The organism is Streptomyces sp. NPDC001709, from assembly GCF_053596375.1.
Genome location: NZ_JBSFGB010000021.1, coordinates 18,399 through 43,644 on the forward strand (window position 1 = coordinate 18,399; position 25,246 = coordinate 43,644).

Below are 25,246 nucleotides of genomic sequence, written 5' to 3' on the forward strand. Positions count from 1 at the left end.
CCCGGCACCGCCGGACCCGCTCACTTTCTGGTATCTAGCGGCTCCAGATCCTCGTCCCCATCCCCGTCCTCGTCCTCGTCCCCGTCCTCATCCTCGTCCTCGTCCTCGACGAACTCGAGATCGTCCTCCTCGTCGGACTCGTCCTCGTCGTCGAAGACGGCGCTCACATCGAACCGGCACACCACCCCTTGGGCATCGATGTGCTCGAACGGCGACTCCAGCCACTCCCCCGCCTCGGGAGCCTCGTCCGACGCGGTGACCCAGAGGGTGGAGTCGCCCTCCTCCAGGCCGAACTCCTTGTGCCGGGAAGCGATCTCGTCCGGTTCGAACTCGCCGAACAGGATGCCCAGCGCCCCCGGGACCGTACTCGCGGCATCGTCGGCCAGGCCGCCCGCGGCCTCGTACTCGGCCGCCTCGACCCGCTCGGCCTGCGCCCGCAGCCGCTGGGGCTCGACCACGGCGTAGTCGCGGCGGATCAGCACGCTGATCGCGTTCGGTTCCTCGGGGCCCGCGTACGGCGGCAGCTGCTCCTCCGCACCGGGGATCTCGAAGGGCGTGACCTCGTCGTAGCGGTCGTAGAGCAGCTCGTCGTACGCCTCGGCGGCCGCGGCCAGCTCGTTGAACGCCTCCAAGACAGCCGGGTCGTCCTCCCCCGACCTGCGTTCGACCGCGGCCAGATGACGGTCGAGCGCGGTCTTGATCGCCTCGGCGGCGGCGCGTACCTCGGCAGCGGTGGGCTGCGCAGCATCAGACATAGTGCAGACGCTATCCGTACCGGGCCCCAACCCGCACAATAGATGCGATGCCGGAATACGAATTTGTCGACGTGTATGTGCCTCGCGGGGTGTCCCGCAAGGAGGCCACACGCCTGCTGACGGACCATGCCGAGTACGGACACTGGGAGTTGGACCGACTGAGCCTGCTGCGCGACGGCAGCCGCAAGGTGCGGTTGCGCCGGCGGATCATCCGCCAGGTGCGTGCCACGTGGTGAGGCCGGACATCTGAACGGAGCGGGCCCCGCCGGGATGGCAGGGCCCGCTCCGTTTTCCACGCCGTACGGCTCACCGCGCCGTACGGTCCTCTCCGTATCCGGCGCCGCCGGTTACGCCGTCGGCCGCGCCTTGCGGTACAGCACCGCGCCCGCGAGCAGCGCGCCCGCGCCGACCGGCAGCACCAGACCCACCGGCAGGTCGCTGCCGGTGTGCGCGAGCTCGCCGCTGATCAGGGACTGGCTGGAGTGGCCGCCCTGCTGCGTGACCGGCGTGGACCCGTGCGGCCCCTGGGGCGTGTGTCCGCCCTTGCCGGGCGGGGTAGTCGGGCTGCCCGGGTGACCCGGCTGACCGGGGTGCCCCGGGTGACCCGGGTGGCCAGGCTGACCGGGATGGCCAGGGTGTCCCGGGTGACCGGGGTGCCCAGGGTGTCCCGGGTGACCGGGGTGACCCGGCTGTCCGGGCGGGTTGCCGTGGCCGCCACCCGGCGGCTGGCTGTGGTGGCCGCCTCCGTTGGCGCAGTCGTTGCCCGTGGTGGCGTTGCCGGCCCCGATGACGTTCACGCTGTTGCCGCAGACGTTCACCGGGGCGTCGATCGGCACCTGAACGGTGTTGCCGGAGCCCACGCCGGGCGAGCCGCTGGTGTGCCCGCCCGCGTGCGAACCGCCGGAACCTTCGTGACCCCCCGAAGTGCCACTGTCGTTGGCACAGGTGTTGCCCATGGCCGGGTTGAGCAGTCCGACGACGTTCACGGTGTTGCCGCACACATTCACCGGCGCGTGCACCGGCACCTGCACCGTGTTGCCGGACAGTACGCCGGGCGAGCCGGTCGCGGCGCCGAACGCGCCCGCGTCGGCGTGTGCGTAGCCGCTCGCGGCGGCGATCACGCCAGTGGCGGCCGCCATGGTCATCAGGCCCTTGCGGGTGCCCTGTCGCATCTCTGAATTCCCCTACCTTCGATCCTGCTGTGCAGGCCTCGCGATGGCGTTGCGTCGCGTTGCATTGCAATGAATCGCATTGCGTTGCGAACCTCGCGGATCGTCCCTCCGCGCAAGAGGCCGGTCGGCCCCGGAGCGCATGGCACGCGCTCCGGGGCCGACGGCTCGAGAATGACGCCCCCCTCAGGAGGTCGTCGTCACTTGTTGATGCAGGTGTTGCCGAAGGCGGGGTTCAGGAGCCCGATCACGTTGACCGTGTTGCCGCAGACGTTCACCGGGACGTGCACGGGCGCCTGAACGACATTGCCGGAGACAACGCCCGGGGAGTGCACAGCGGCACCCTGGGCTCCGGAGTCTGCGACGGCGAGGCCCGCGCCCGCGAGAACCAGCCCACCGGTGGCAGCCGCAGCAGCGACGACCTTCTTGATCATTATTCCTCCTTGTTGGCAATGCGACCCCAAGGTGCGGAGTCACATCACCTGTAACGAGGAGGAACTAATGAAGCTACGAACCGATCGTCGCATTCACCCGTTCCAGTCGTCCCCGTACGCGCGCCCGAATATCTGGGCCCAGAGCCTTACGACGCGTCGATGAACCGGTCCAGCACGCGCACCCCGAACTGCAGCCCGTCCACCGGCACCCGCTCGTCCACGCCGTGGAACATGCCGGCGAAGTCCAGCTCCGGCGGCAGCTTCAGCGGGGCGAAGCCGAAGCCGCGGATGCCGAGGTCGTCGAAGGACTTGGCGTCGGTGCCGCCGGAGAGCATGTAGGGGATCGCCTTGGCGGTGGGGTCCTCGGCCACCAGCGCGGCCTGCATGGCCTCCACCAGCGCCCCGTCGAAGCTCGTCTCGACCGCCTTGTCGGTGTGCACGTCCTCGCGCCGGACGTGCGGGCCGAGCAGCCGGTCGAGGTCGCCGAGGAACTCCTCCTCGTGGCCGGGCAGGAAGCGTCCGTCGATGTGCGCGGTGGCCTCGCCGGGGATGACGTTGACCTTGTAGCCGGCGTTCAGCTGGGTGGGGTTGGCGGTGTTGCTCAGGGTGGCGCCGATGAACTTGGCGATGCCGCCGAGCCGGACGAGGGTGGACTCCATGTCCTCCGGGTCCAGCTCGGTGCCGAGCGCGTCGCCCAGTTCGTCGAGGAAGGCCCGGGTGGTCTTGGTGACCCGCACCGGGAACTTGTGCCGGCCGACCCGGGCCACCGCCTCGGACAGCTCGGTGATGGCGTTGTCGCGGTGGATCATGGAGCCGTGCCCGGCGGTGCCGGCCACGGTGAGCTTCATCCAGTGCATGCCCTTCTCGGCCGTCTGGATCAGATAGAGCCGGCGCTGCTCGTTCACCGTGAACGAGAAGCCGCCGACCTCGCTGATCGCCTCGGTGACGCCGTCGAACAGCTCGCGGTGCTGGTCGACCAGGTAGCGGGCGCCGTACGTGCCGCCGGCCTCCTCGTCGGCGAGGAAGGCGAGCACGATGTCGCGCGGGGGGCGCCGGCCGCTGCGCAGCCGGTCGCGCACGACCGCGAGGGTCATCGCGTCCATGTCCTTCATGTCGACGGCGCCGCGACCCCAGACGCACCCGTCGGTGACCTCACCGGAGAACGGGTGGTGGGTCCAGTCGTCGGCGTTGGCCGGTACGACGTCCAGGTGGCCGTGGATCAGCAGCGCGGGCCGGGACGGGTCCTCCCCCTCGATGCGGGCCACCGTCGAGGCGCGGCCCGGGTGCGACTCGAAGATCTTGGGTTCGAGACCGACCTCGGCGAGCTTCTCGGCCACCCACTCGGCGGCCGCCCGCTCACCGGGGCCGGAGTGGTCGCCGTAGTTGCTGGTGTCGAACCGGATCAGCTCGCGGCAGAGGTCCACGACCTCGTCCTCGCCGGTGACGCTCCTGGCCGTGTCCGTCTCGCTCACGTGCTTCCTCCCGCGCTGTCGCTGCTGGTGGTCCTCCACATCCTCCCTCTCCCCCGGCCGCGGCCCAAGACCGGTCCCGGCCCGTCACACACCGTTCACGCGGGACCGGCCCGGTGGCCGGGGGTGATCAGCCACCCCCGAAAGCCTGGTAATGTTTCCTTCGTCGCCGCGAGGGAAACCCCGCCGAAAGGCATCCCGCGCACGACAGACACCTGGTCCGGGTGGCGGAATGGCAGACGCGCTAGCTTGAGGTGCTAGTGCCCTTTATCGGGCGTGGGGGTTCAAGTCCCCCCTCGGACACCAGTGAGGGCCCCTGTTCGTCAGGGGCCCTCTGCTTTTGCCCGCGAGCCGATGCCGGTGGCGCGAACTACCCCTGCGTGTCCGCTCCTTGACGGTGTGTGGGCCATCTCTCGTCCGGCGCGAAGGTCAGCAGGTCAGCGCCTCGGAGCCGGGACACCACACTCACCCGTACGGCCCTTTTGAGCGGCTCGGCACAGGGGCGGAGCCTAGCGTCGTACTAATATTTCCGGCTTGTCACCAGCCGGACCCGACGTGAGGACCCGATGGCAGCCATAGACGAGAGCAGCGCTCTCGGCCTGCTCGACGAAGAGATCCGCACGCAGTTCGGCGACAGGGCGCGTTTCTCGGCGGGGCCCGCCGCCTCGCCGCGCACGCTGGTCGACATCTTCGACGCGACCGTGCGGTCCCATCCGGACGAGCCGGCCCTGGACGACGGTACGGCCTGTCTCACCTACCGTGCGCTGGCCGGCGAGGTGGAGCGGCTGCGGCGGCGGCTCGCCGGGGCGGGGGTCGGGCGCGGGGACCGGGTCGGGGTGCGGGTTCCCTCGGGGACCAATGAGCTGTACGTCGCGATCCTCGCGGTCCTCGCCGCCGGTGCCGCCTATGTCCCCGTCGACGCCGAGGACCCGGACGAGCGGGCCGAGTTGGTGTTCGGGGAGGCGCAGGTGCGGGCCGTCATCGGAGCCGGGCAGAGCCTCACGGTCCAGGGCGGCCCCGGCTCCCCCGCCGCACGGCCCGGCATCGAGCACGACGCCTGGATCATCTTCACCTCCGGGTCCACCGGGAAGCCCAAGGGCGTCGCCGTCACCCACCGCAGCGCCGCCGCCTTCGTGGACGCCGAGGCGGCCCTGTTCCTCACGGACGAGCCGATCGGGCCCGGCGACCGGGTCATGGCGGGCCTCTCCGTCGCCTTCGACGCGTCCTGCGAGGAGATGTGGCTGGCCTGGCGGTACGGCGCCTGTCTGGTGCCGGTGCCCCGGTCGCAGGTCAGAAGCGGTGCCGATCTCGGGCCCTGGCTGGTCGAGCAGGAGATCACCGTCGTGTCCACCGTGCCGACGCTGGCCGCGCTGTGGGAGCCCGAGACGCTCAATGACGTACGGCTGCTGATCTTCGGCGGCGAGGCCTGCCCGCCCGAGCTGGCGCAGCGGCTGGTCACCGAGGGGCGCGAGGTGTGGAACACCTACGGGCCGACCGAGGCGACGGTCGTGGCCTGTGCGGCGCTGATGACCGGTGCGGAGCCCATCAGGATCGGGCTGCCACTGGGCGGCTGGGAGCTGGCCGTCGTCGACGAGACCGGGGAGCCGGTGCCCTTGGGCGGCAGCGGGCAGCTCGTGATCGGCGGGGTCGGGCTCGCGCGCTACCTCGACGCCGAGAAGGACGCGGAGAAGTACGCGCCGCTCCAGGCGCTGGGCTGGGAGCGGGCGTATCGGAGCGGTGACCTGGTCAAGGCCGATCCCGAGGGGCTGATCTTCCTGGGGCGGGCCGACGAGCAGGTCAAGCTCGGCGGGCGCCGGATCGAACTGGGCGAGGTGGACGCCGCGTTGCAGGCGCTGCCCGGCGTGGCCGGGGCCGCGGCCGCCGTGCGCACCGCGCGCAGCGGCAACCAGCTCCTCGTCGGCTACGTGGTCACCCAGGACGGCTGGGACCGCGCGGCCGCCGTGGAGAAGCTGCGCGCCGAACTGCCCGCCGCGCTGGTGCCGCTGCTCGCGCCGGTCGCCGAGCTGCCGACCCGTACGTCGGGGAAGGTGGACCGGAACGCCCTGCCCTGGCCGCTGGAGGGCGTGGCGGCGCCCACGGCCGAGCTGTACGGCACCGAGGCGTGGCTCGCCGAGCAGTGGGCGGAGGTCCTGGGCATCCCGGTGACCGGCGCCTGCGACGACTTCTTCGCGATCGGCGGCGGCAGCCTGGCCGCCGCCCAGCTCACCACCCGGCTGCGCACCCGTTACCCGAGCGCCGCCGTCCTCGACATCTACCAGCAGCCCACCCTGCGCAAGCTGGCCCGGCGGCTGGAGGCCTCGGCCCAGGACGACGGCAGCGCCCGCACGGTCGCCCCGGTACCGGTGCGCGCCCAGGCGGTGCAGCTGCTCCTGCTCGTCCCGCTGGTCACGCTGCTCGGGCTGCGCTGGACGCTGGTCCTGGCCGCCGCGGGGAATCTGCTGCCCGGCTACTCCTGGCTGCCGACCGCCCCGTGGTGGCTGCTCGCGGCCGGAGCGCTGCTGCTGTTCACGCCTCCCGGCCGGATCGCGCTCGCCGCGGGCGGAGCGCGGCTGCTGCTGCGGGGTCTTGCGCCCGGGCGGTATCCGCGCGGCGGGAGCGTGCATCTGCGGCTGTGGACGGCCGAGCGGCTGGCCGAGTTCAGCGGGGCCACGGCGCTGACCGGATCGTGGCTGGAGCGGTATGCGCGGGCGCTGGGCGCGAAGGTCGGGCCCGAGGTGGACCTGCACTCGCTGCCGCCGGTCACCGGCATGCTCAAGCTGGGCCGGGGGGCGGCCGTCGAGTCCGAGGTCGACCTGTCCGGGTACTGGCTGGACGGCGACCGGCTGGAGATCGGCCCGGTCAAGGTCGGCGCGCACGCCGTCGTCGGCACCCGCAGCATGCTCTTCCCGGGCGCCCGCGTGGGCAAGCGGGCCGAGGTGGCGCCGGGCTCCGCGGTCTCCGGGCAGGTGCCCACCGGTCAGCGGTGGGCGGGCGCGCCCGCGGTCAAGCTCGGCAAGGCCAAGCGCAACTGGCCGAAGGAACGGCCGCAGCGGGGCAGGTACTGGCGGGTGATGTACGGCATCACCGGGCTGGCGCTGAGCGCCCTGCCGCTGCTCGCGGGGGTGGCCGCGCTGCTGGTGGCCCGGCTGTTCGTGGCGCCCGGCGGCTCCCTCGCCGAGGCCCTGCGCGGAGCCGCGCTCGGTCTTGTCCCGGCCACGCTGGCCTACGGGCTGGCGTACGCGGTGCTGATCCTGGTCGCCGTACGCCTGCTCAGCCTGGGGCTGCGCGAGGGTACGCATCCCACGCACAGCCGGGTCGGCTGGCAGGCGTGGACCGTGACACAGCTGATGGACCGGTCCCGGGAGACGCTGTTCCCGCTGTACGCGGGGCTGGTCACGCCGGTGTGGCTGCGGCTGCTCGGGATGCGGATCGGGCGGGGCGCCGAGGTGTCGACCGTGCTCGCGCTGCCGAGCCTGACCACGGTCGGCGACGGGGCCTTCCTGGCGGACGACACCCTGACCGCCCCGTACGAGCTGGGTGGCGGCTGGGTGCGGATCGGGCGCGCGGAGATCGGGCGGCGGGCCTTCCTCGGGAACTCCGGGATGACCGCGCCGGGCCGGAGCGTGCCGGACGGCGGCCTGGTCGGCGTGCTGTCGGCGACGCCGAAGAAGGCGAAGAAGGGCACCTCGTACCTGGGGCTGCCGCCGGTGAAGCTGCCGCGCAGTGCCGTAGGCGGGGATCAGAGCCGTACCTACGACCCGCCCGCGCGGCTGCTGTGGGCGCGCGGTCTGGTGGAGCTGTGCCGGATCGTGCCGGTGCTGTGCTCGGCGGCGCTGGCCGCGGCGACGGTGGCGGCGCTGTGTGCGCTGGGGGTGTGGGTCTGGGCCCTGTCAGGGCTGGTGCTGCTCGCCGCCGGTGCCACGGCGGCCGTCGTCTCGATCGTGGCGAAGTGGCTGCTGGTGGGGCGGCACCGGGCCGGGGAGCATCCGCTGTGGAGTTCCTTCGTGTGGCGCAACGAGCTGGCGGACACGTTCGTCGAGGTGCTGGCGGTGCCGTGGCTGGCCGGGGCGGTGCCGGGGACGCCGGTGATGACGGCGTGGCTGCGCGGGCTCGGCGCGCGCATCGGCAGGGGCGTGTGGGTGGAGAGCTACTGGCTGCCGGAGACGGACCTGGTGACCCTTCAGGACGCGGCCACCGTCAATCGTGGCTGTGTGCTGCAGACGCACCTCTTCCACGACCGGATCTTGCGGACGGATACTGTGGTCCTCCGTGAGGGCGCCACCCTGGGCCCTGGCGGGATCGTGCTGCCCGGCAGCACGATCGGGGCCCGTACGACCCTGGGGCCCGCGTCGCTCGTCATGGCCGCGGAGTCCGTCCCGGACGACACCCGCTGGCTCGGCAACCCGATCGAGGCATGGCGTCCCTGAGCGCGGGCCGCTCGGTGGCCACGGGCACGGGCGCACCGGGGATTGGTTCGAGCAAGGCGCAGGGAGCGAACGCGGAAGTGGCAGTGCAGCAGTCGGCCGGTCCGGACCCGTACTTCCCGGACAACGGTGATCCCCGCTACCGGGTGCACCGCTACGAACTGGCGCTGGACTACCGCCCGGGCCCCAACCGGCTGGCGGGCACCGCCCGGATCAACGCCATCGCCGGCCGGGCGCCGCTCGCCGAGTTCCAGCTCAATCTGGCCGACTTCAGGATCGGCCGGGTGCGGGTGGACGGCCGGCAGCCGCACTACACCCATCGGGGCGGACGGCTGCGGATCCGCCCGGCCAAGCCGGTCCGGGCCGGGGCCGCGTTCACCGTCGAGGTGCACTGGTCCGGCAACCCCGGGCCGGTGGCCAGCCCCTGGGGCGGGCTCGGCTGGGAGGAGCTGGCGGACGGGGCGCTGGTGGCGAGCCAGCCGATCGGGGCGCCGTCCTGGTACCCGTGCAACGACCGGCCCGCCGACAAGGCGTCCTACCTGATCTCGGTCACCACACCGTCCGCGTACGCGGTGGTCTCGGGCGGGCGCCTGCTGACCCGGACGACGAAGGCCTCGACGACCACCTGGGTGTACGAGCAGTCCGCGCCCACGTCCAGCTATCTCGTCGGCCTGGCCATCGGCAAGTTCCAGACGGTGCTGCTGGGCGATCCGGGCCCCGGTGGCATACCGCAGCACGGGCACATCCCGGCGCGGCTGCTGCCCGAGTTCTCCCGGGACTTCGCCCGGCAGCCCGCGATGATGGAGCTGTTCCAGGAGCTGTTCGGGCCGTACCCGTTCGACAGTTACGCGGTCGCGGTGACCGAGGAGGAACTCGATGTGCCCGTCGAGGCACAGGGGTTGTCGCTGTTCGGCTCCAACCACGTGGACGGCGGCCGGGGTTGGGAACGGCTGGTGGCGCACGAGCTGGCGCACCAGTGGTTCGGCAACTGCGTGTCCATCGCCGACTGGCGGCACATCTGGCTGAACGAGGGCTTCGCCAAGTACGCGGAATGGCTGTGGTCCGAGCGCTCGGGCGGCCGCGGCGCGCAGCACCTGGCCGCCGCCGCCCACCGGTCGCTGTCCACGCTGCCGCAGGACCTCAGGCTGGCCGACCCGGGGCGCAAGTCGATGTTCGACGACCGGCTCTACGAGCGGGGCGGCCTGGCCGTGCACGCGGTGCGCTGTGCGCTGGGCGACGACGCGTTCTTCCGTATGCTGCGCGGCTGGGTGCGGCTGCACCGGAACGGATCGGTGACGACGGCGGCGTTCACCGAGCACGCGGCCCGGTTCGCCGACGAGCCGCTGACCGGGCTGTTCGAGGCCTGGGTGTACGGGGCGAAGCTGCCGCCGCTGCCGGTGCTCGGGGAAGTTTCCTAGACTTGAGGGGTGGCCCGGCCCAATGACGAGGTCGAGGCGCTCCTGCGGGAGTACGCGGACCTCATCGCGATCACGGGAGGCGACGCCTTCAAGGCGCGTGCCTACGAGAAGGCGGCGCGTGCCATCGGCGGGTATCCGGCCGACATCTCCAAGCTGGACGAGGACGGCCTGAAGGAGATCCCGAACGTGGGCCGGTCGATCGCCGACAAGGTGAGCGAATATCTGCGCACGGGCAGGATGGCGGTGGTCGAGGAGCGCCGGGCGAAGATCCCCGCCGGGGTGCGCGAGCTGATCACGATCCCCACCCTGGGCCCGAAGAAGGCGCTGCGGCTCTACGAGGACCTGCACATCTCCTCGGTCAGCGAGCTGGCCGCGGCGATCGAGGCGGACGCGCTGGCCGATCTGAAGGGCTTCGGCGAGAAGACGCAGGACAACATCCGGCACGGCATCGAGCTGCTCCAGCGGGCGGGCGCCCGGGTGCCGCTCTCGCTGGCCCTGGACACCGCCGAGGAGCTGGTCGCCGAGCTGTCCGAGGTGACCGGGTGCAAGCGCTGCGCGTACGCCGGCTCGCTGCGCCGGATGCGGGAGACCGTGGGGGATCTGGACGTCATCGTCGCGGCGAAGCGGTCGGAGGCGTTCATGGCGGCGCTGTGCGAGCTGCCGGCCACCGCGGAGGTCATCGCGCGGGGCACGAAGAAGACGTCGGTGCGGACCGCCAAGGGGCTCCAGGTCGATCTGCGGGTGCTGCCGCCGGAGTCGTGGGGCGCCGGGATGCAGTACTTCACCGGTTCCAAGGCGCACAACATCCGTACCCGCACCATCGCCGTGCACCAGGGGCTGAAGCTGTCCGAGTACGGCCTGTTCGACGCCGGGAGCGGGGACTCGCTGGCCTCCCGCACCGAGGAGGAGGTGTACGACCGGCTGGGGCTGCCGTGGATCCTGCCGACGCTGCGGGAGGACCGCGGGGAGATCGAGGCGGCCCTGAACGGTGAGCTGCCCAAGGTGGTGACCGAGCGGGACATCCGCGGCGACCTGCACACCCACACCGATCTGACGGACGGCCTCGCCCCGCTGGAGGAGATGGTGGCGGCGGCGGCCGAGCGCGGCTACCAGTACTACGCCGTGACGGACCACGCGCCCAACCTGTACATGCAGCGCATGACCGACGAGAAGATCCTCGCCCAGCGGGAGCGGCTGCGGGAGCTGGACGGCGCCCACCACAAGATGCGGTTGCTGCACGGCACGGAGCTCAACATCGATCCGGACGGCGGGGTGGACTGGCCGGAGGACTTCCTGGCCGGCTTCGATCTGTGCGTGGCCTCCCTGCACTCGCACTTCGACCTGGGTCGCAAGGCGATGACCCGGCGGCTGCTGCGGGCCTGCGAGAACCCGTACGTCAACCTCATCGGGCACCCGACGACCCGGCTGATCGGCAAGCGGCGGGGCGTCGACGCCGACTGGGACGAGGTGTTCGAGGCCTGCGCGCGCACCGGTACCGCGCTGGAGGTCAACGCCCAGCCGGACCGTCTGGACCTGCGCGACGAGGACATCCTGCGCGCCAGGGAGCACGGGGTGAAGTTCGCGGTGAACACCGACGCCCACTCCATCCCGCATCTCGCGCAGCTGCGTTACGGCGTCGGCACGGCGCAGCGCGGCTGGCTCACCCGGGACGACGTGATCAACACCTGGCCGCTGACCCGGCTGCGCCGGTTCCTGCGCAAGGGGAGGTGAAGGGCGGCATTCCCGGCCGGGTCGTCATTCCCGGTCCATCCGTCGTCATTCCCGGTCCATCCGTCGTCATTCCCGGTCCATCCACAGAGGTGACAGGTCGTCCTCCGCATCGGACGCCCCCACCGCCCTGATGTCCCCGTCGGCGGCGCGCAGCAGCCTGCGGCCCATGGCGATCAGGGCACGTCCGGCGGCGAGTTCGTCGCCTATCTCCGGTACATCGGGGTCGTAGGGGTTCCGGCGGGCCTCCGCGTGGCTCTCCAGGACGTTGTCGCCGGTGTCCAGGACGATCCGGGCGGTGGTGTCCGGGTCGCGCTCGGAGAGGTACAGGTTCAGCCGCCACTCCTTGACGGCCGGAGGGTGGCTGCGAACTGGTCGGGTCATGGTCCGCCTCCCTGGGCTGCACTGCCCTTCCACTGTGCACCCCGCCCAGGACGAACGCCTCCCCTGCTACGGGCAGAATGTGCCCCATGACCTCGCGCACCTGCCCCTGCGGACTCCCCCAGCCCTACGACGCCTGCTGCGGCCGTTTCCACTCGGGTTCCGCGAGTGCGCCCACCGCCGAGCTGCTCATGCGGTCGCGGTACTGCGCGTTCGTGACGGGGAACGCCGGGTATCTGCTGCGCACCTGGCATCCGCGGACCCGGCCCGAGCGGCTGGACCTCGATCCCCGGATGAAGTGGACGGGCCTGGAGATCCTGGACACCACCGACGGGTCCGCGTTCCACAGCGCGGGCACGGTGACCTTCCGCGCCTCCTACCGGGGCGGTTCGCTGCACGAGCGGAGCCGGTTCGAGCGGGTCGACGGGGCGTGGGTGTACGTGGACGGGGACTTCCTGGACTGAGCGCCCGGCGCGAGCCGGACTAGGGCGCCAGGATGTCCAGTTCGTGCAGGGCGCCCACGGTGATCTCCCTGGTCAGTTCTTCGGCGCGGGCGGCGTCGCCCGCGCGGACCGCCTCCGCCACCCGCACGTGCAGGGTGACCGCCGCCGGGTCGGGGTCCTCGAACATGACCTCGTGATGGGTGCGCCCGGCCAGCACCTCCGCGACGACGTCGCCGAGCCGGGCGAACATCTCGTTGCCCGAGGCGGTGAGGATGACGCGGTGGAAGGCCACGTCGTGGATCAGGTACTCCTCCAGCTTGTGGCCGCGCGAGTTGGCGACCATGCCGAGCGCGCACTCGGTGAGTTCGGCGCACTGCTGCGCCGTGGCGTGCCTGGCGGCGAGGCCGGCCGCGACCGGCTCGACGGCCGAGCGCAGCACGGTCAGTGAGCGCAGCTGGTGCGGGCGGTCGGCGCCCGCGAGGCGCCAGCGGATGACCTGCGGGTCGTAGACGTTCCACTCGGCCTTGGGGCGGACGGTCACGCCCACCCGGCGGCGGGACTCGACCAGGTGCATGGACTCCAGCACCCGCACCGCCTCGCGCATCACGGAGCGTGACACCTCGAAGTGCTGTGCGAGTTCGTCCGTACGCAGAACGCTGCCGGGCGGGTACTCGCCCGCCGTGATCGCGGGGCCGAGGGTGTCGAGTACATGGCCGTGCAGCCCCCGGCCCGGTGTGGTCATGCACTCAGCGTACGGCGTGGATCACAGCGACAAAAAGTCAGACTTATATGTCACAGACTCTTGAATTAGTCGTACCTAATGGGCTTCAGTGTGGCGACGCCGCCGTGGCGTCGGATGTCGAGGAAGACAGCGAGGCAGTACATGCGAACCCCCCAGGTCGTCGTCGTGATGGGCGTCGCGGGGACGGGCAAGACCACGATCGGTCCCCTGCTCGCCGCGCGGCTGGGCGTCCCGTACGCCGAGGGCGACGACTTCCACCCGCAGGCCAACATCGACAAGATGTCGGCCGGGATCCCGCTCGACGACAACGACCGGTGGCCCTGGCTGGACGCCATCGGCCACTGGGCGCACGGGCGGGCCGGTGTGGGCGGGGTGGTCAGCAGCTCGGCGCTGAAACGGTCGTACCGCGACCGCCTCAGGGCCGCCGCTCCCGGTGTCGTCTTCGTGCACCTCACCGGCGACCGGAAGCTGATCGAGGACCGGATGAGGCAGCGGCAGGGGCACTTCATGCCGACCGCGCTGCTGGACTCCCAGTTCGCCACGCTGCAGCCCCTGGAGCCGGACGAGGCGGGAGTCGCCGTGGACGTCAGCGGCAGCCCCCAGGAGATCACCGAGCGTGCCGCGAAGGCACTCGAGGCGCTTCCCGACACCACCGCGTAGCACTCACCCCCGTCCCCCCGTAACGCAAGGGAACCCCCGTGACCAGACTCAGCGTCGAGATGCTGGCAGCGGACGCACCTCCGCCGATCACCTCCGCCGGACACGCCCAGCTGGGCATCGCCGTCCTGGTGGGCATCGCGGTGATCGTCCTGCTCATCACCAAGTTCAAGCTCCATGCCTTCCTGGCGCTGACCATCGGGTCACTGACGCTCGGGGCGGTCGCCGGGGCACCGCTCGACAAGGCCATCACCAGCTTCACCACCGGGCTCGGCTCCACCGTGGCCGGCGTGGGCGTCCTGATCGCGCTCGGGGCGATCCTGGGCAAGCTGCTCGCCGACTCCGGTGGCGCCGACCAGATCGTCGACACGATCCTCGCCAAGGCCGGCGGGCGCGCGATGCCGTGGGCGATGGTGCTCATCGCCTCCGTGATCGGCCTGCCGCTGTTCTTCGAGGTCGGCATCGTGCTGCTGATCCCGGTCGTGCTGATGGTCGCCAAGCGCGGCAACTACTCCCTGATGCGCATCGGCATCCCGGCGCTCGCCGGTCTGTCCGTGATGCACGGCCTGATCCCGCCGCACCCCGGCCCGCTGGTCGCGATCGACGCGGTCAAGGCCAACCTGGGCGTGACCCTGGCGCTCGGCATCCTGGTCGCCATACCGACCGTGATCATCGCCGGTCCGCTGTTCTCCAAGCTCGCCGCCCGCTGGGTGGACGTCCCCGCTCCCGACCGCATGCTGCCGCAGCGGGCCTCCGAGGAGCTGGAGCGCCGTCCGGGCTTCGGCGCGACCCTCGCCACCGTGCTGCTGCCGGTGGTGCTGATGCTGGCCAAGGCGCTGGTGGACATCGTCGTCGACGACGCCACGCACACGACCCAGCGCGTCTTCGACATCATCGGCTCCCCGCTGATCGCCCTGCTCGCCGCCGTGATCGTCGGCTTCTTCACGCTGGGCCGGCCCGCCGGGTTCGGCAAGGAGCGGCTGCAGCAGACCGTCGAGAAGGGCCTGATGCCCATCGCCGGCATCCTGCTGATCGTGGGCGCCGGCGGCGGCTTCAAGCAGACGCTGATCGACTCCGGTGTGGGCCAGATGGTCCTGGACATCTCCAAGGACTGGTCGATCCCGGCGCTGCTGCTGGCCTGGCTGATCGCGGTCGCGATCCGGCTGGCCACGGGTTCGGCGACGGTGGCGACGGTCTCGGCGGCGGGCCTGGTGGCTCCCCTCGCGGCCGACATGTCGACCACCCACACCGCCCTGCTGGTCCTCGCCATCGGCGCGGGCTCGCTCTTCTTCAGCCATGTCAACGACGCCGGATTCTGGCTGGTGAAGGAGTACTTCGGGCTCAGCGTCGGGCAGACCGTCAAGACCTGGTCGGTGATGGAGACGATCATCTCCATGGTCGCCGGCGGCCTGGTCCTGCTGCTCTCACTGATCATCTAGGGGTACGGGGACGACCCACCCTGGGGGCCCGCTCGACGGCGGCATGACGAGCGGGCCCGGCGAGGTCCTGGTTGCCGTCCGTCACGGCGGGGTGTGCGGGTCCGATCTGCACTACTGGCGCCGCGGTGGGGTCGGGGACTTCCGGCTCCGCGAGCCGATGGTGCTCGGGCACGAGGCGGTGGGCACGGTGGTGTCGTACGGCGCCGGGGCCACGGGTCCCGCGCCGGGTACGGCCGTCGCCGTGCACCCCGCCACCCCGTGCGGGCGCTGCCCGGAGTGCGCCGGCGGGCCGGCGCTGCGGCGGGCCGCGCTCGCCGAGCCGCTGTCGGTGGCACTGCACGCGGTGCGCCGGGCCGGGGACGTGTCCGGCAGGCATGTGCTGGTCACCGGGGCGGGGCCCATCGGGTGTCTGGTCGTCGCGGCGGCGAAGGCGGCGGGCGCGGCCCGGGTGACGGTGACCGACCTGGTGCCGCAGGCCCTCGGGTACGCGGCCGTGGCCGACGCCGATGCGCTGGTACGGGCCGACGATCCGGGTGATGCCGGGTGGCCCGGGGAGGTGGACGTGGCCGTCGAGGCGTCGGGGGCCGCGGCCGGGCTCGATACATGCCTGCGGCGCGTGGGGCGCGGTGGTGCGGTCATGCAGCTCGGGATGCCGCCACCGGGACAGAGCCCGTTGGCCGGGAACCTGCTGGTGAGCCGGGAGATCGAGCTGCGGGGTGCGTTCCGGTTCGACGCGGAGTTCGATGAGGCTCTGGAACTGCCGGCCGCGCGGGGGGAGTTCGACGGAGTCAGGGGCGCCACAGCGGGTGCTCCCGCTTCGCCCACTCCTCGCTCACCGCCCCCGTCCGCAACCCCCGCCTCGCCTCCGGATCCCCCAGGGCCATGCCGATGTGGCCGGCCAGGACCACGCCGATGGTGAGGGCCAGCCAGTCGTGGACGAAGGTCGCCGAGGTGCGCCAGACCAGCGGGGCGAGGTGGGTGAACCACATCATCAGGCCGGTGCCGAGCATGACCAGCGTGGCGCCGGCGATCCAGGCGGCGTAGATCTTCTGGCCGGCGTTGAACTTGCCCGCCGGGCGGGAGGAGCGGCGTTTGTCGCGGCGCAGGGCTGCGCGCAGCCAGGTCCGGTCGTGCGGGCCGAAGCGGTTGAGGAAGCGCAGGTCGGCACGGAAGGCCCGGGAGACGAGGCCCAGCAGGACCGGCACGGGGAGGGCGAGCCCGGCGCACTCGTGGATGCGGACGACCAGTTCCCGGCGGCCGACCATGATCGCCAGCTGGGGGATGTAGAGGACGGCCGCGGTGACCACGCAGACGCCCATCAGCGCGGCCGTGGTGCGGTGCACCCAGCGTTCGGCCCGGCTGAAGCGGTGGATGCGGGCGCCGGGCGGGGCCGGGGTGTCAGCTCGTAGGCTCATCGGTCCGTCCGTTCGAGCGGCCGACCCAGGCGTCGACGTCGTAGCCGAGGTCCTCCCAGTAGCCGGGCTCGACCCGGTCGGTGACCGTGATCCCGGAGAGCCACTTGGCCGACTTGTAGAAGTACATGGGGGCGACATAGAGGCGGACCGGGCCGCCGTGGTCGTGGGAGATGTCCTTGTCCTGCATGCGCAGGGCGACCAGGACGTCCGGGCGGCGGGCCTGGTCGAGGGTGAGGCTCTCGGTGTAGGTGCCGTCGAAGCAGGTGAAGCGGATCGCCTTCGCGGTGGGGCGGACTCCGGCGGCGTCCAGGAGGTGGGAGAGGCGTACGCCCTCGAAGGGGGTGCCGGGGACCCGCCAGCCGGTGACGCACTGGACGTCCTTGACCAGCCGGGTCTGCGGCAGGGCGCGCAGATCGGCCAGGGTGTAGGTGCGCGGGCGGTCGACGAGGCCGCCGATCTTCAGGTGGTAGTCCGTGGCGTTCAGGCGCGGCACCGACGCGGCGACGGAGTAGTAGCGGAAGCCGCCGCCGTTGGGCAGCAGGCCGGTCAGGCCCGTCGGGTCCTTGCCGGCGACGGCGCCGAGGAAGCCCTCCAGGCCGCGTTGCAGCGTGGGCGCGGCGACCACGCCGAGCGCGCCCAGGCCGAGGGTGCCGAGGAAGACGCGGCGGCCAATGGGTGTGCCGTCCCGCTCCTCGGATTGTTCAGAGTTCACGTATTCATTCGAGCACTCGGGGCTCCGGGGAGCCAGGGAATCGGGTCACTGGTCAGGGTTCTGTAATCACTTCTTACGTACGTCTCCAAGAGGCGTGCCGTTCAGTGACCCAGCGCGCGGGCCCGGGCCGCGCGGAAGGCCTCGCGGGGGTCGCGTCGGGCGTAGGACCAGGGGGCCGGGGTGGCGTGCCGGCCGATGCGCTGGAACAGGGCCGCCGCCTCGGCCGGGCGGCCGGCGCAGGACAGGGCGAAGGCGAGGTGGTTGAGGTCGATGTGGCGGCGGGGGTGTTCGTCGTGCTCCCACTCCAGCCACCAGTCGAAGCAGGCGCGCAGGATGCGGCGGGCCCTGGGCCCGGACCAGTGGCCGGAGGCGGCGGGGTCGGCCGGGGCCAGTCCGGTGGCGGCGAGGACCCGGTAGCGCTCGGCGTAGGCGACGACCGGCAGGACGGCGAGCGGGGAGTCGGCCGGGGCCTCGGCGGCGGCCAGCTCGGCGAGATCGTACACCTCGTGGTCCTCGGCCGCCCGGCCGCCGGAGGGCCGTTCGGCGAGGCGGGCGAGGAGCAGATGGTGGGCGTGGTGGTGCTCGGGATGGCGGCGGCGCAGCTCGGCGAAGGCACCCAGCACCTCGCGCTCCGGGCCGAGGGTGCGCGCCAGTAAGAGCAGGCCGAGCCAGGGCGTGGGGTCGGCGGGGGCGTGCTCGGCGGCGGTGGCGCAGGCCTCGCGGGCGCGGTCGGGGTCCTCCTTGCCGCGCAGGGCCCGCTGGACCCGGGCGAGGGCGTGGAACACGGCGGCGTCGGCGGAGTCGGGCTCGGCGTGCAGCCAGTCGCGGGCCCAGGCCACGGCGTACGGTTCCCGGGCGAGCACGGTGAGGCGGTGGCCGCGGCGGTCCCAGTCGTCACCGGTGTGCAGCAGCAGGGAGCGGGCGGCCTGCCGCCGGCCTTGGACCAACGCGGCGCGCGCGGTGCGCAGTTCGGCGTCGTCGAGGGCGTCGTCGAAGGCGCCGGAGTCGTCCGGGGTGGTGTCGCCGGACGGGTCCGTGGGGGCCCGGTGCGCGCCGAGCAGAGGTGGGTGTGAGGGCACCGCGGGACTTCCTGTTTCTCGGGCTGCCATCGACCGATCACTCACAGCAAACCCCCACCCTAGGTTTGCGTCAAGCCGAACGGGGCTGTTATTGCGTTCAACCAGCGTTACCCGCAGGGAACTTGGGGAACTCCGCGCAGGTGGCCGGTGCGGGGGCGGGGGATGCCGGTGCGTTTCTGTGGCGTACGCCATGGCGCCGGGCAGCCGGGCCACGGACCATGGCGAGTCAACCGCCATGTTCCGCGTTCCTCCGGGTCAATGCCGTACCCGGAGCGCTACAGTCGGCCACTACGCACCCGTGGTCCGGCCGGATGATCGAGGTACGCAGCGTGTCCGTTCTGGTTCTCCTCCTCGCCGTGAGTGCCGCCTGCTGTCTGGGCTTCGGGTTCGTGCTCCAGCAGAACGCCGCGCAGAAGGCGCCGTTGAGCGACTTCCTGTCCTTCCGGCTGCTGCTCGATCTGATGCGGGTGCCGCGCTGGCTGGGCGGGCTCGGGCTGATGATCGCCGGCATGGTGCTCGGCGCGATCGCCCTCGGCAAGGGCGAGATCTCCCTGGTCGAACCGCTACTCGCCACCAACCTGCTGTTCGCGCTCGCCCTCTCCCGGCACCAGACCAGACAACCCCTGGGCCGCCAGGGCTGGGCGGGGCTGCTGCTGCTCGCGGGCGGGGTGAGCGCGTTCATCATGGCGGGCGAGCCGCGGGCCGGCAGCGCCGTCTCCGATCCGCTGCGGCACTGGCTGATCATCGGCGCGATGGTGGGCGCGGCCCTGGTGCTCACGACGTACGGCAAGCGCTCCCGGCTGAGCTGGGGCCCGGTGCTGCTGGCCACCGCCGCCGGGCTGCTGTACGGCGTGCAGGACGCGCTGACCCGGGTGAGCGGCACCCGCTTCTCCGAGGGCGGCCTCACCGAGTTGTTCACCGGCTGGCAGCCGTACGGCGTGCTGGTGTGCGGGGCCACCGGGCTGCTTCTGGTGCAGAGCGCGTTCGAGACGGCTCCGCTGCGCATGTCGCTGCCCGCGCTGACCGCCGCCGAGCCGCTCGCCGGGATCCTGTGCGGGGTCGGCTTCCTCGGCGACCGGCTGCGCACCGACACCGGGGCGCTGGCCTGGGAGGCGGCCGGGCTCGCGGCCGTGGTCACGGGCATCGTGCTGCTCGGGCTGCACCCGGCGATGCCGTGCGGCACGGCGGAGGCGGAGCCCCCGGCCCGGGACCTCCAGCGGCGCTGACACCGCCTGCTTGGATGAGGGCATGAACCCTGCTGACGAGATCCTCGACATCGTCGACGAGAACGACCGGGTGATCGCCCGGTCCCCGCGCGGCGAGGCGTACGCCCGCGGGCTGCGCCACCGCTGCGTGTTCATCCAGGCCCGGGACGCGGCCGGCCGGCTCTTCGTGCACCAGCGCACCGCCACCAAGCTGGTCTTCCCGGCCCTGTACGACATGTTCGTCGGCGGGGTCGTCGGGGCGGGCGAGTCCTACGACGAGGCCGCGCTGCGGGAGGCCGAGGAGGAGCTGGGGGTGACGGGGCTCCCCCGGCCGGTGTACCTCTTCAAGTTCCTGTACGACGACGGGGCCGGGAACAGCTGGTGGTCGGCGGTGTACGAGGTGCGCTGCGAGCTGCCGGTGCGGCCCCAGGCGGAGGAGGTCCAGTGGCACGACTTCCTGCCCGAGGAGGAGGTCGAGCGGCGGCTCGGCGTGTGGGAGTGGGTGCCGGACGGGCTGGCGGCGTACGAGAGGCTGAAGGCGTTCCGGGGCGGTGGGTGAGGCGCCGGTAGGGTCGGCGGCGTGAGCGAATTCGTGACGAACATCCGGCTGTGGTTCGCGCCGGAGCAGGTGCGGGACGAGGGCGGCACGCCCGACTACCGGTTCTCGCTGGCCAACGAGCGCACCTTCCTGGCCTGGCTGCGCACGGCGCTCGCACTGATCGGCGGGGGATTCGCGGTGGACCAGTTCCTGCCGAACCTGCGCTGGGCGTGGCGGGTCGGTCTGGCCCTCGCGCTGCTCGGGGCCGGTGTGCTGTGCTCCCTGCGCGCGGTGAACCACTGGGTGCGCTGCGAACGGGCGATGCGGCGTGGCGAGGACCTGCCCGCGTCCCGGTTCCCGACCGTGCTGAGCCTGGTCGTCGCGCTGGTGGCCGTGGCGATGGTCGTGGTGGTGCTGGCCGGATGGGCGGGGTGAGCACGGCCGGGCGCGACCCGGGGCTGCAACCGGAGCGCACCCGGCTGGCCTGGCGCCGTACGACCCTGTCGGCCGCCGTGGCCGCCGTACTCGGCGTCAAGACCACCCTGCACGGCGGCGCCTCGGCCGGCGCGGTGACCGTCTGCGCCCTGTGCTGTGCGCTCTTCCTGGGCTTCCTGGGGGTGGCCCACCGCCGGATCCGGACCCTTGCGACCAGCACCCGCCCGCCCGCGCTCGCTCCCCGGCACGCGACGGCGGCGGTGCTGTGCGCGGTGGCACTCGCCCTGTGTGCGGCGGCGCTCGTGGTCTGACCCGTGGTCTAGAAGGTGCCCTCCTGGCTCTTGCTGTAGAGGGCGCCCTCTTCTCCCCTGGCCCAGACGGTGCCCTCCTCTTCCTCCCAGTCCACCATGACCACGATCTTGCCGCGGGTGCGGCCCTCCTGGTTCAGCCGCTGTGCGTCCGCCGCGCGCTCCAGCGGGAACGTCTCCTGGACGTGTACCGTGACCACGCCCTGTTCGGCCAGGCCGGAGAGCCGGCCCAGGTCCTCGGCGTCCGGGCGGACGAAGAAGTAGCGGCCGCCGTGGCCCACCACCTCCGGGTCGGCGATCGACACCAGCCGGCCCTCCGGGGCGAGCAGCTCGACCGAGGTCCTCAGCGTGTCGCCGCCGACGGTGTCGAAGACCGCGTCCACGCCCTCCGGGGCGAGCCCGCGCACCCTTTCGGCCAGGCCCTCGCCGTAGGTCACCGGCTCGCCGCCGAGGCCGCGCACATAGGCGTGGTTGCGCTCGCTCGCCGTGCCGATGACCCGGGCGCCGAGGTGCGCGGCGATCTGCACGGCGAGGGAGCCGACCCCGCCGGCCGCCGCGTGCACCAGCACGCACTCGCCGCGCTTGACGTCCAGCGCCCTGACGAGCACCTGGTAGGCGGTGAGCCCGGCGAGCGGGAGTCCGGCGGCCTCCTCGAAGGAGAGGTTGCGCGGCTTGCGGGCCAGGGTGCGCACGGGTGCGGCGATGTACTCGGCGAAGGTGCCGCGGGAGAGGAAGTCCTCGCGGCAGTAGCCGATGACCTCGTCGCCGACGGTGAACTCCGTGACCGAGGCGCCGGGCCGGACGACCACCCCGCTGACGTCCCAGCCGGGGATCACCGGGAAGACGGCGTCGAGGAGCGCGTCCAGATAGCCTTCGCGGCACTTCCAGTCGACCGGATTGACGGCCGCCGCCCGGACCTTGACCAGCACCTGGTCGGGGCCGACCTTCGGGTCGCGCACCTCGCCGTACTCCAGCACCTCGGGTCCGCCGTAGCGGCGGTAGCTGATGCCCTTCATGCCCTCGACCCTCCGGGGTACTCGTGCGCCACGCAAGCGGTATGCACAGATATGTTCCGCTTCGCACGTAGCCTGTCGGCCGTCAGACCCCCGTACCCCGGAGGTGAGCAGCATGACCACCCTTCACCAGGAACACACCGAGCACGGCGCGCACAGCCACGGTCCGGGCTGCGGGCACAGCGCCGTGCCGCACGGCGACCACCTGGACTACGCGCACGACGGGCATCTGCACCGCGAGCACGACGGGCACTGGGACGAGTGCGAACCGGCCGGGCACTCGGTCCACGAGCGCCACGAGCACGTGCACCACGACGAGTGCGGGCACGCCCAGGTGCGGCACGGCGACCACATCGACTACCTGCACGACGGCCACCGGCACGCCGAGCACGACGGCCACTGGGACGACCACTGACCCCACCGGGAACAGGGCCGACGGCTCCCTGGGCGGCGCGCCGGGGGGCCGTCGGCCTATCGTGGCACCGATCACGTTTGGCCCGTTGTCGGGTATGCACACTGGACGGCATACCGACCGGTCGGCATCATGAGTCGGGTCCTGTTCACCCGTTCGTAGGAGTGATGTATGAGCGCCGACCACCCGCCCGGACTCGACCTGGACCGGCTGCGCGCCCTCCTCGACCATGAGCGCCCCGGTCTGGTGACCGGCCCCCTGACCGGCCGGCTGATCGAGGGCGGACGGTCGAACCTCACCTACGCGCTCACCGACGGTACGTCGAAGTGGGTCGTACGACGACCCCCGCTCGGCCACGTCCTGGCCACGGCCCACGACATGAAGCGCGAGCACCGCGTGATCAGCGCCCTGCACCCCACCCGGGTGCCGGTGCCGAACCCGGTCCTGCTGTGCGAGGACGAGGAGGTGCTCGGGGCGCCGTTCTACGTCATGGAGTTCGTCGAGGGCACCCCGTACCGCACCGCCCAGCAGCTGGCCCCGCTGGGCGCCGAGCGCACCCGGAACGCGGTACTGGCCCTGGTGGACACGCTGGTCGAGCTGCACGCGGTGGACCCGGCCGAGGTCGGCCTGGCGGACTTCGGCCGGCCCGAGGGCTTCCTGGACCGGCAGCTGCGCCGCTGGGGCAAGCAGCTGGACGCCTCCCGCAACCGCGAGCTGGCCGGCATCGACGAACTGCACGCGGCCCTGGGACGGGAGCTGCCGCACTCCCCCGCGCCCACTGTCGTCCACGGCGACTACCGGCTCGACAACGTCCTGATCGGCGCCGACGACAAGATCAAGGCGATCCTCGACTGGGAGATGTCGACGCTCGGCGACCCGCTCACCGACCTGGGCCTGCTGGTGATGTACAGCCGGCCGCTGGGCATGGCCGACTCCCCGGTCTCCACCACCGCCGAGGCGCCGGGGCACCCGTCCCCGCAGGAGCTGATCGAACGGTACGCGGCCCGCTCCGGACGGGATGTGTCGGCGGTCTCCTGGTACGAGGCGTTCGCCTGGTTCAAGCTCGCCGTGATCCTGGAGGGCATCCACTACCGGTACACGCTGGGCCAGACGGTCGGGCGGGGCTTCGACCGGATCGGCGACCTGGTGCCCGTCTTCATCGATCACGGACTGACCACTCTTCAGGAAGGCTGACCGCTCATGGACTTCGCGTTCGACGCGCGCACCGAGGAGCTGCGCGCCAAGCTGCTCGCCTTCATGGACGAGTACGTGTACCCGGCCGAGGCGGTGGCGGAGGAGCAGCGTGCACGACTTGACTCCCCGTGGGACACCCCGGCCGTGGTCGAGGAGCTGAAGGCCGAGGCCCGCAAGCAGGGCCTGTGGAACCTGTTCCTGCCGGACACGGAGTACGGCGCCGGGCTGACGAACCTCCAGTACGCGCCGCTCGCCGAGATCACCGGCCGCTCGCCGCATCTCGCGCCCACCGCGACGAACTGCGCCGCGCCCGACACCGGGAACATGGAGGTGCTGGCGCAGTTCGGCAACGAGCAGCAGAAGAAGCAGTGGCTGGAGCCGCTGCTGGCCGGTGAGATCCGCTCGGCGTTCGCGATGACCGAGCCGGACGTGGCCTCCTCGGACGCCACCAACATCACCACGCACATCCAGCGGGACGGTGACGACTATGTCATCACCGGCCGCAAGTGGTACATCTCCGGCGCGATGAACCCGGACTGCAAGATCTTCATCGTGATGGGCAAGACCGACCCGGACGGCGCCGACATCCGCCGTCAGCAGTCGATGGTCCTGGTCCCCCGCGACACGCCGGGCGTCACCGTCAAGCGCGCGATGCAGGTCTTCGGCTACGAGGACCACTCCCACGGCGGCCACGCCGAGGTGATCTTCGACCACGCGCGCGTGCCGGTGTCGAACCTGATCGGCGAGGAGGGCGGCGGCTTCGCCATCGCCCAGGCCCGGCTCGGCCCCGGCCGGATCCACCACTGCATGCGGCTGATCGGCATGGCCGAGCGGGCGATCGAGCTGATGTGCCGGCGGGCCGTCTCGCGCACCGCCTTCGGCAAGGCGCTGGCCCAGCAGGGTGTCGTCCAGAACTGGATCGCCGACGCGCGGGTCACCGTCGAGCAGCTGCGGCTGCTGGTGCTGAAGACGGCCTGGCTGATGGACACCGTCGGCAACAAGGGCGCCCACACGGAGATCCAGGCCATCAAGATCGCCACCCCGCGCGCGGTGGTCGGCATCCTGGACCGGGCCATCCAGCTGCACGGCGCGGGCGGGGTGAGCCAGGACTTCCCGCTGGCGGAGCTGTACGCGAGCGCCCGCACCCTGATGCTGGCCGACGGGCCGGACGAGGTGCACCAGCGGTCGCTGGCGCGGCGGGAGTTGAAGAAGTACGTCTAGGGAAGCGCGTGTAAGGGGCGGTCGCCGTGGCGACCGCCCCTTACAGGTACCTCTACGAGGCTACGGACGCAGCGCCCGCAGCAGCAGGTCGGCGAGGTGGTCGGCGACCTGCTGGGGCTTGAGGGGGCCATCGGGGCGGTACCAGGTCGACAGGTGGTGGACCGAGCCGAAGTGGTAGTCCACGACCAGGTCGGCGGGGGTCGCCGTGGAGAAGACCCCCGACTTCTGGCCCTCCTCGATGAGCGCACGGAAGCGTTCGTGGTAGCGCCGGCGCTCGACGCGGACCTGCTTGTTCTTCTCCGGGCTCAGGTGGTGCATGGACCGGAAGAAGATCATCGCGTCGTCGAGGTTGTCGATCGTCGTCACGACCACGTCCGCCGCGGCGGCTCTGAGCCGCTCCTCCACCGGCGCGTCCATGCCGGCGAAGTGGTCGAGCCGTTCCTGCTGGATGCGCAGCACGCGCGCGTACACCTCGTGCAGGAGGTCGTCCTTGGAGCCGAAGTAGTGGTACAGCGCCCCCTTGGTGACGCCGGCCGCCTCCACGATCTCCTGCACGGAGGTACGGTCGTACCCCCGCTCGGCGAAGAGCCGGGTGGCGGCGGCCAGCAGCCGCTGCGGAACGGGGGTCCCGTCTCCGTCCGTCGTCCTGGGCACT

At 72.0% G+C, this 25,246-nt stretch carries 25 protein-coding genes, 1 tRNA gene and 1 pseudogene; 16 read left to right on the forward strand and 11 right to left on the reverse strand.

Annotation, left to right across the window (positions count from 1 at the left end; genetic code table 11):
* Window positions 1-20 precede the first annotated feature (20 nt).
* Complete coding sequence (locus tag ACWC0C_RS27985) at window positions 21-755, reverse strand: hypothetical protein (RefSeq protein WP_450866664.1); 735 nt, start codon at window positions 753-755, stop codon at window positions 21-23.
* Between the two features lie 47 nt (window positions 756-802).
* Here ACWC0C_RS27985 and ACWC0C_RS27990 point away from each other — a divergent pair, with 47 nt between their 5' ends.
* A complete protein-coding gene (locus tag ACWC0C_RS27990) occupies window positions 803-991 on the forward strand; it encodes a DUF5703 family protein (RefSeq protein ID WP_043407302.1) in 189 nt (62 codons plus the stop codon).
* Window positions 992-1,102: 111 nt separating this feature from the next.
* Here ACWC0C_RS27990 and ACWC0C_RS27995 read toward each other — a convergent pair whose 3' ends face one another.
* The 3 genes from ACWC0C_RS27995 to ACWC0C_RS28005 form a co-directional block, all read right to left on the reverse strand.
* Window positions 1,103-1,927, reverse strand: coding sequence for a chaplin (locus tag ACWC0C_RS27995; protein ID WP_450866666.1), 825 nt, complete (start codon window positions 1,925-1,927; stop codon window positions 1,103-1,105).
* Between the two features lie 197 nt (window positions 1,928-2,124).
* Window positions 2,125-2,358 carry a chaplin ChpH gene (gene chpH, locus ACWC0C_RS28000; protein WP_449198176.1) on the reverse strand — a complete coding sequence of 78 codons (234 nt, stop codon included), beginning with the start codon at window positions 2,356-2,358 and terminating at the stop codon, window positions 2,125-2,127.
* A gap of 146 nt (window positions 2,359-2,504) precedes the next feature.
* The gene (locus ACWC0C_RS28005; protein ID WP_449198175.1) at window positions 2,505-3,830 is read right to left on the reverse strand and encodes a M20/M25/M40 family metallo-hydrolase; all 1,326 of its coding nucleotides are present in this window, start codon (window positions 3,828-3,830) and stop codon (window positions 2,505-2,507) included.
* Between the two features lie 215 nt (window positions 3,831-4,045).
* Here ACWC0C_RS28005 and ACWC0C_RS28010 point away from each other — a divergent pair.
* From ACWC0C_RS28010 to polX, 4 genes are all read left to right on the forward strand, one after another.
* A tRNA-Leu gene (locus ACWC0C_RS28010) sits at window positions 4,046-4,133 on the forward strand.
* Between the two features lie 260 nt (window positions 4,134-4,393).
* On the forward strand, window positions 4,394-8,254 hold the full coding sequence (locus ACWC0C_RS28015) for a Pls/PosA family non-ribosomal peptide synthetase (RefSeq protein ID WP_450866668.1): 3,861 nt from the start codon (window positions 4,394-4,396) through the stop codon (window positions 8,252-8,254).
* A gap of 77 nt (window positions 8,255-8,331) precedes the next feature.
* Window positions 8,332-9,669, forward strand: coding sequence for a M1 family metallopeptidase (locus ACWC0C_RS28020; protein WP_449198173.1), 1,338 nt, complete (start codon window positions 8,332-8,334; stop codon window positions 9,667-9,669).
* A 9-nt stretch (window positions 9,670-9,678) separates the two neighbouring features.
* Window positions 9,679-11,400 (forward strand): DNA polymerase/3'-5' exonuclease PolX, encoded by a 1,722-nt coding sequence (polX, locus tag ACWC0C_RS28025; RefSeq protein WP_450866671.1) that lies wholly within the window; start codon window positions 9,679-9,681, stop codon window positions 11,398-11,400.
* Window positions 11,401-11,466: 66 nt separating this feature from the next.
* On the opposite strand, the gene ACWC0C_RS28030 is transcribed toward polX, so the two are convergent.
* Window positions 11,467-11,781, reverse strand: coding sequence for a dsRBD fold-containing protein (locus tag ACWC0C_RS28030; RefSeq protein ID WP_449198171.1), 315 nt, complete (start codon window positions 11,779-11,781; stop codon window positions 11,467-11,469).
* A gap of 86 nt (window positions 11,782-11,867) precedes the next feature.
* On the opposite strand from ACWC0C_RS28030, the gene ACWC0C_RS28035 reads away from it, so the two are divergent.
* A complete protein-coding gene (locus ACWC0C_RS28035; RefSeq protein ID WP_449198170.1) occupies window positions 11,868-12,242 on the forward strand; it encodes a YchJ family protein in 375 nt (124 codons plus the stop codon).
* Window positions 12,243-12,261: 19 nt separating this feature from the next.
* Here ACWC0C_RS28035 and ACWC0C_RS28040 read toward each other — a convergent pair whose 3' ends face one another.
* Complete coding sequence (locus ACWC0C_RS28040) at window positions 12,262-12,963, reverse strand: FadR/GntR family transcriptional regulator (protein WP_450866673.1); 702 nt, start codon at window positions 12,961-12,963, stop codon at window positions 12,262-12,264.
* A gap of 141 nt (window positions 12,964-13,104) precedes the next feature.
* Between ACWC0C_RS28040 and ACWC0C_RS28045 the strand changes: the two genes are divergently transcribed.
* The 3 genes and pseudogenes from ACWC0C_RS28045 to ACWC0C_RS28055 form a co-directional block, all read left to right on the forward strand.
* On the forward strand, window positions 13,105-13,623 hold the full coding sequence (locus ACWC0C_RS28045) for a gluconokinase (RefSeq protein ID WP_449198168.1): 519 nt from the start codon (window positions 13,105-13,107) through the stop codon (window positions 13,621-13,623).
* Window positions 13,624-13,661: 38 nt separating this feature from the next.
* Window positions 13,662-15,059, forward strand: coding sequence for a GntP family permease (locus ACWC0C_RS28050; RefSeq protein ID WP_450866675.1), 1,398 nt, complete (start codon window positions 13,662-13,664; stop codon window positions 15,057-15,059).
* A 43-nt stretch (window positions 15,060-15,102) separates the two neighbouring features.
* Window positions 15,103-15,858: pseudogene (locus tag ACWC0C_RS28055) on the forward strand (alcohol dehydrogenase catalytic domain-containing protein); the annotation flags it as partial.
* Here ACWC0C_RS28055 and ACWC0C_RS28060 read toward each other — a convergent pair.
* The 3 genes from ACWC0C_RS28060 to ACWC0C_RS28070 all read right to left on the reverse strand — a co-directional run bounded on the left by ACWC0C_RS28060 (window position 15,848) and on the right by ACWC0C_RS28070 (window position 18,265).
* Window positions 15,848-16,474, reverse strand: a complete 627-nt coding sequence (locus ACWC0C_RS28060) for a cytochrome b/b6 domain-containing protein (protein WP_449198166.1) — start codon at window positions 16,472-16,474, stop codon at window positions 15,848-15,850. The pseudogene ACWC0C_RS28055 and the gene ACWC0C_RS28060 overlap by 11 nt on opposite strands.
* Window positions 16,458-17,186, reverse strand: coding sequence for a molybdopterin-dependent oxidoreductase (locus ACWC0C_RS28065; protein ID WP_450866677.1), 729 nt, complete (start codon window positions 17,184-17,186; stop codon window positions 16,458-16,460). The genes ACWC0C_RS28060 and ACWC0C_RS28065 overlap by 17 nt, the downstream gene beginning before the upstream one ends.
* Window positions 17,187-17,287: 101 nt before the next feature.
* Window positions 17,288-18,265 (reverse strand): hypothetical protein, encoded by a 978-nt coding sequence (locus ACWC0C_RS28070; protein ID WP_450866679.1) that lies wholly within the window; start codon window positions 18,263-18,265, stop codon window positions 17,288-17,290.
* 329 nt (window positions 18,266-18,594) lie between these two features.
* Here ACWC0C_RS28070 and ACWC0C_RS28075 point away from each other — a divergent pair, with 329 nt between their 5' ends.
* From ACWC0C_RS28075 to ACWC0C_RS28090, 4 genes are read left to right on the forward strand one after another with little or no spacing between them, the layout of a single operon-like run.
* Window positions 18,595-19,491 (forward strand): DMT family transporter, encoded by an 897-nt coding sequence (locus tag ACWC0C_RS28075; protein WP_449198163.1) that lies wholly within the window; start codon window positions 18,595-18,597, stop codon window positions 19,489-19,491.
* 22 nt (window positions 19,492-19,513) lie between these two features.
* Complete coding sequence (locus ACWC0C_RS28080; RefSeq protein WP_450866681.1) at window positions 19,514-20,029, forward strand: NUDIX domain-containing protein; 516 nt, start codon at window positions 19,514-19,516, stop codon at window positions 20,027-20,029.
* 21 nt (window positions 20,030-20,050) lie between these two features.
* Window positions 20,051-20,443: a YidH family protein gene (locus ACWC0C_RS28085; RefSeq protein WP_449198161.1), complete on the forward strand. Its 393-nt coding sequence runs from the start codon at window positions 20,051-20,053 to the stop codon at window positions 20,441-20,443.
* Window positions 20,431-20,754 carry a DUF202 domain-containing protein gene (locus ACWC0C_RS28090; protein ID WP_450866683.1) on the forward strand — a complete coding sequence of 108 codons (324 nt, stop codon included), beginning with the start codon at window positions 20,431-20,433 and terminating at the stop codon, window positions 20,752-20,754. Before ACWC0C_RS28085 ends, ACWC0C_RS28090 begins: the two co-directional genes overlap by 13 nt.
* Before the next feature lie 8 nt (window positions 20,755-20,762).
* On the opposite strand, the gene ACWC0C_RS28095 is transcribed toward ACWC0C_RS28090, so the two are convergent.
* A complete protein-coding gene (locus tag ACWC0C_RS28095; RefSeq protein ID WP_450866685.1) occupies window positions 20,763-21,767 on the reverse strand; it encodes an NADP-dependent oxidoreductase in 1,005 nt (334 codons plus the stop codon).
* Window positions 21,768-21,879: 112 nt separating this feature from the next.
* On the opposite strand from ACWC0C_RS28095, the gene ACWC0C_RS28100 reads away from it, so the two are divergent.
* The 3 genes from ACWC0C_RS28100 to ACWC0C_RS28110 all read left to right on the forward strand — a co-directional run bounded on the left by ACWC0C_RS28100 (window position 21,880) and on the right by ACWC0C_RS28110 (window position 24,591).
* Complete coding sequence (locus ACWC0C_RS28100) at window positions 21,880-22,179, forward strand: hypothetical protein (RefSeq protein ID WP_450866687.1); 300 nt, start codon at window positions 21,880-21,882, stop codon at window positions 22,177-22,179.
* Between the two features lie 168 nt (window positions 22,180-22,347).
* Window positions 22,348-23,370, forward strand: a complete 1,023-nt coding sequence (locus tag ACWC0C_RS28105) for a phosphotransferase family protein (RefSeq protein ID WP_450866688.1) — start codon at window positions 22,348-22,350, stop codon at window positions 23,368-23,370.
* 6 nt (window positions 23,371-23,376) lie between these two features.
* Window positions 23,377-24,591: an acyl-CoA dehydrogenase gene (locus ACWC0C_RS28110; RefSeq protein WP_449198156.1), complete on the forward strand. Its 1,215-nt coding sequence runs from the start codon at window positions 23,377-23,379 to the stop codon at window positions 24,589-24,591.
* A 60-nt stretch (window positions 24,592-24,651) separates the two neighbouring features.
* On the opposite strand, the gene ACWC0C_RS28115 is transcribed toward ACWC0C_RS28110, so the two are convergent.
* Entirely contained in the window at window positions 24,652-25,245 is a 594-nt protein-coding gene (locus ACWC0C_RS28115) for a TetR/AcrR family transcriptional regulator (RefSeq protein ID WP_450866690.1), read from the reverse strand.
* Window position 25,246 lies beyond the last annotated feature (1 nt).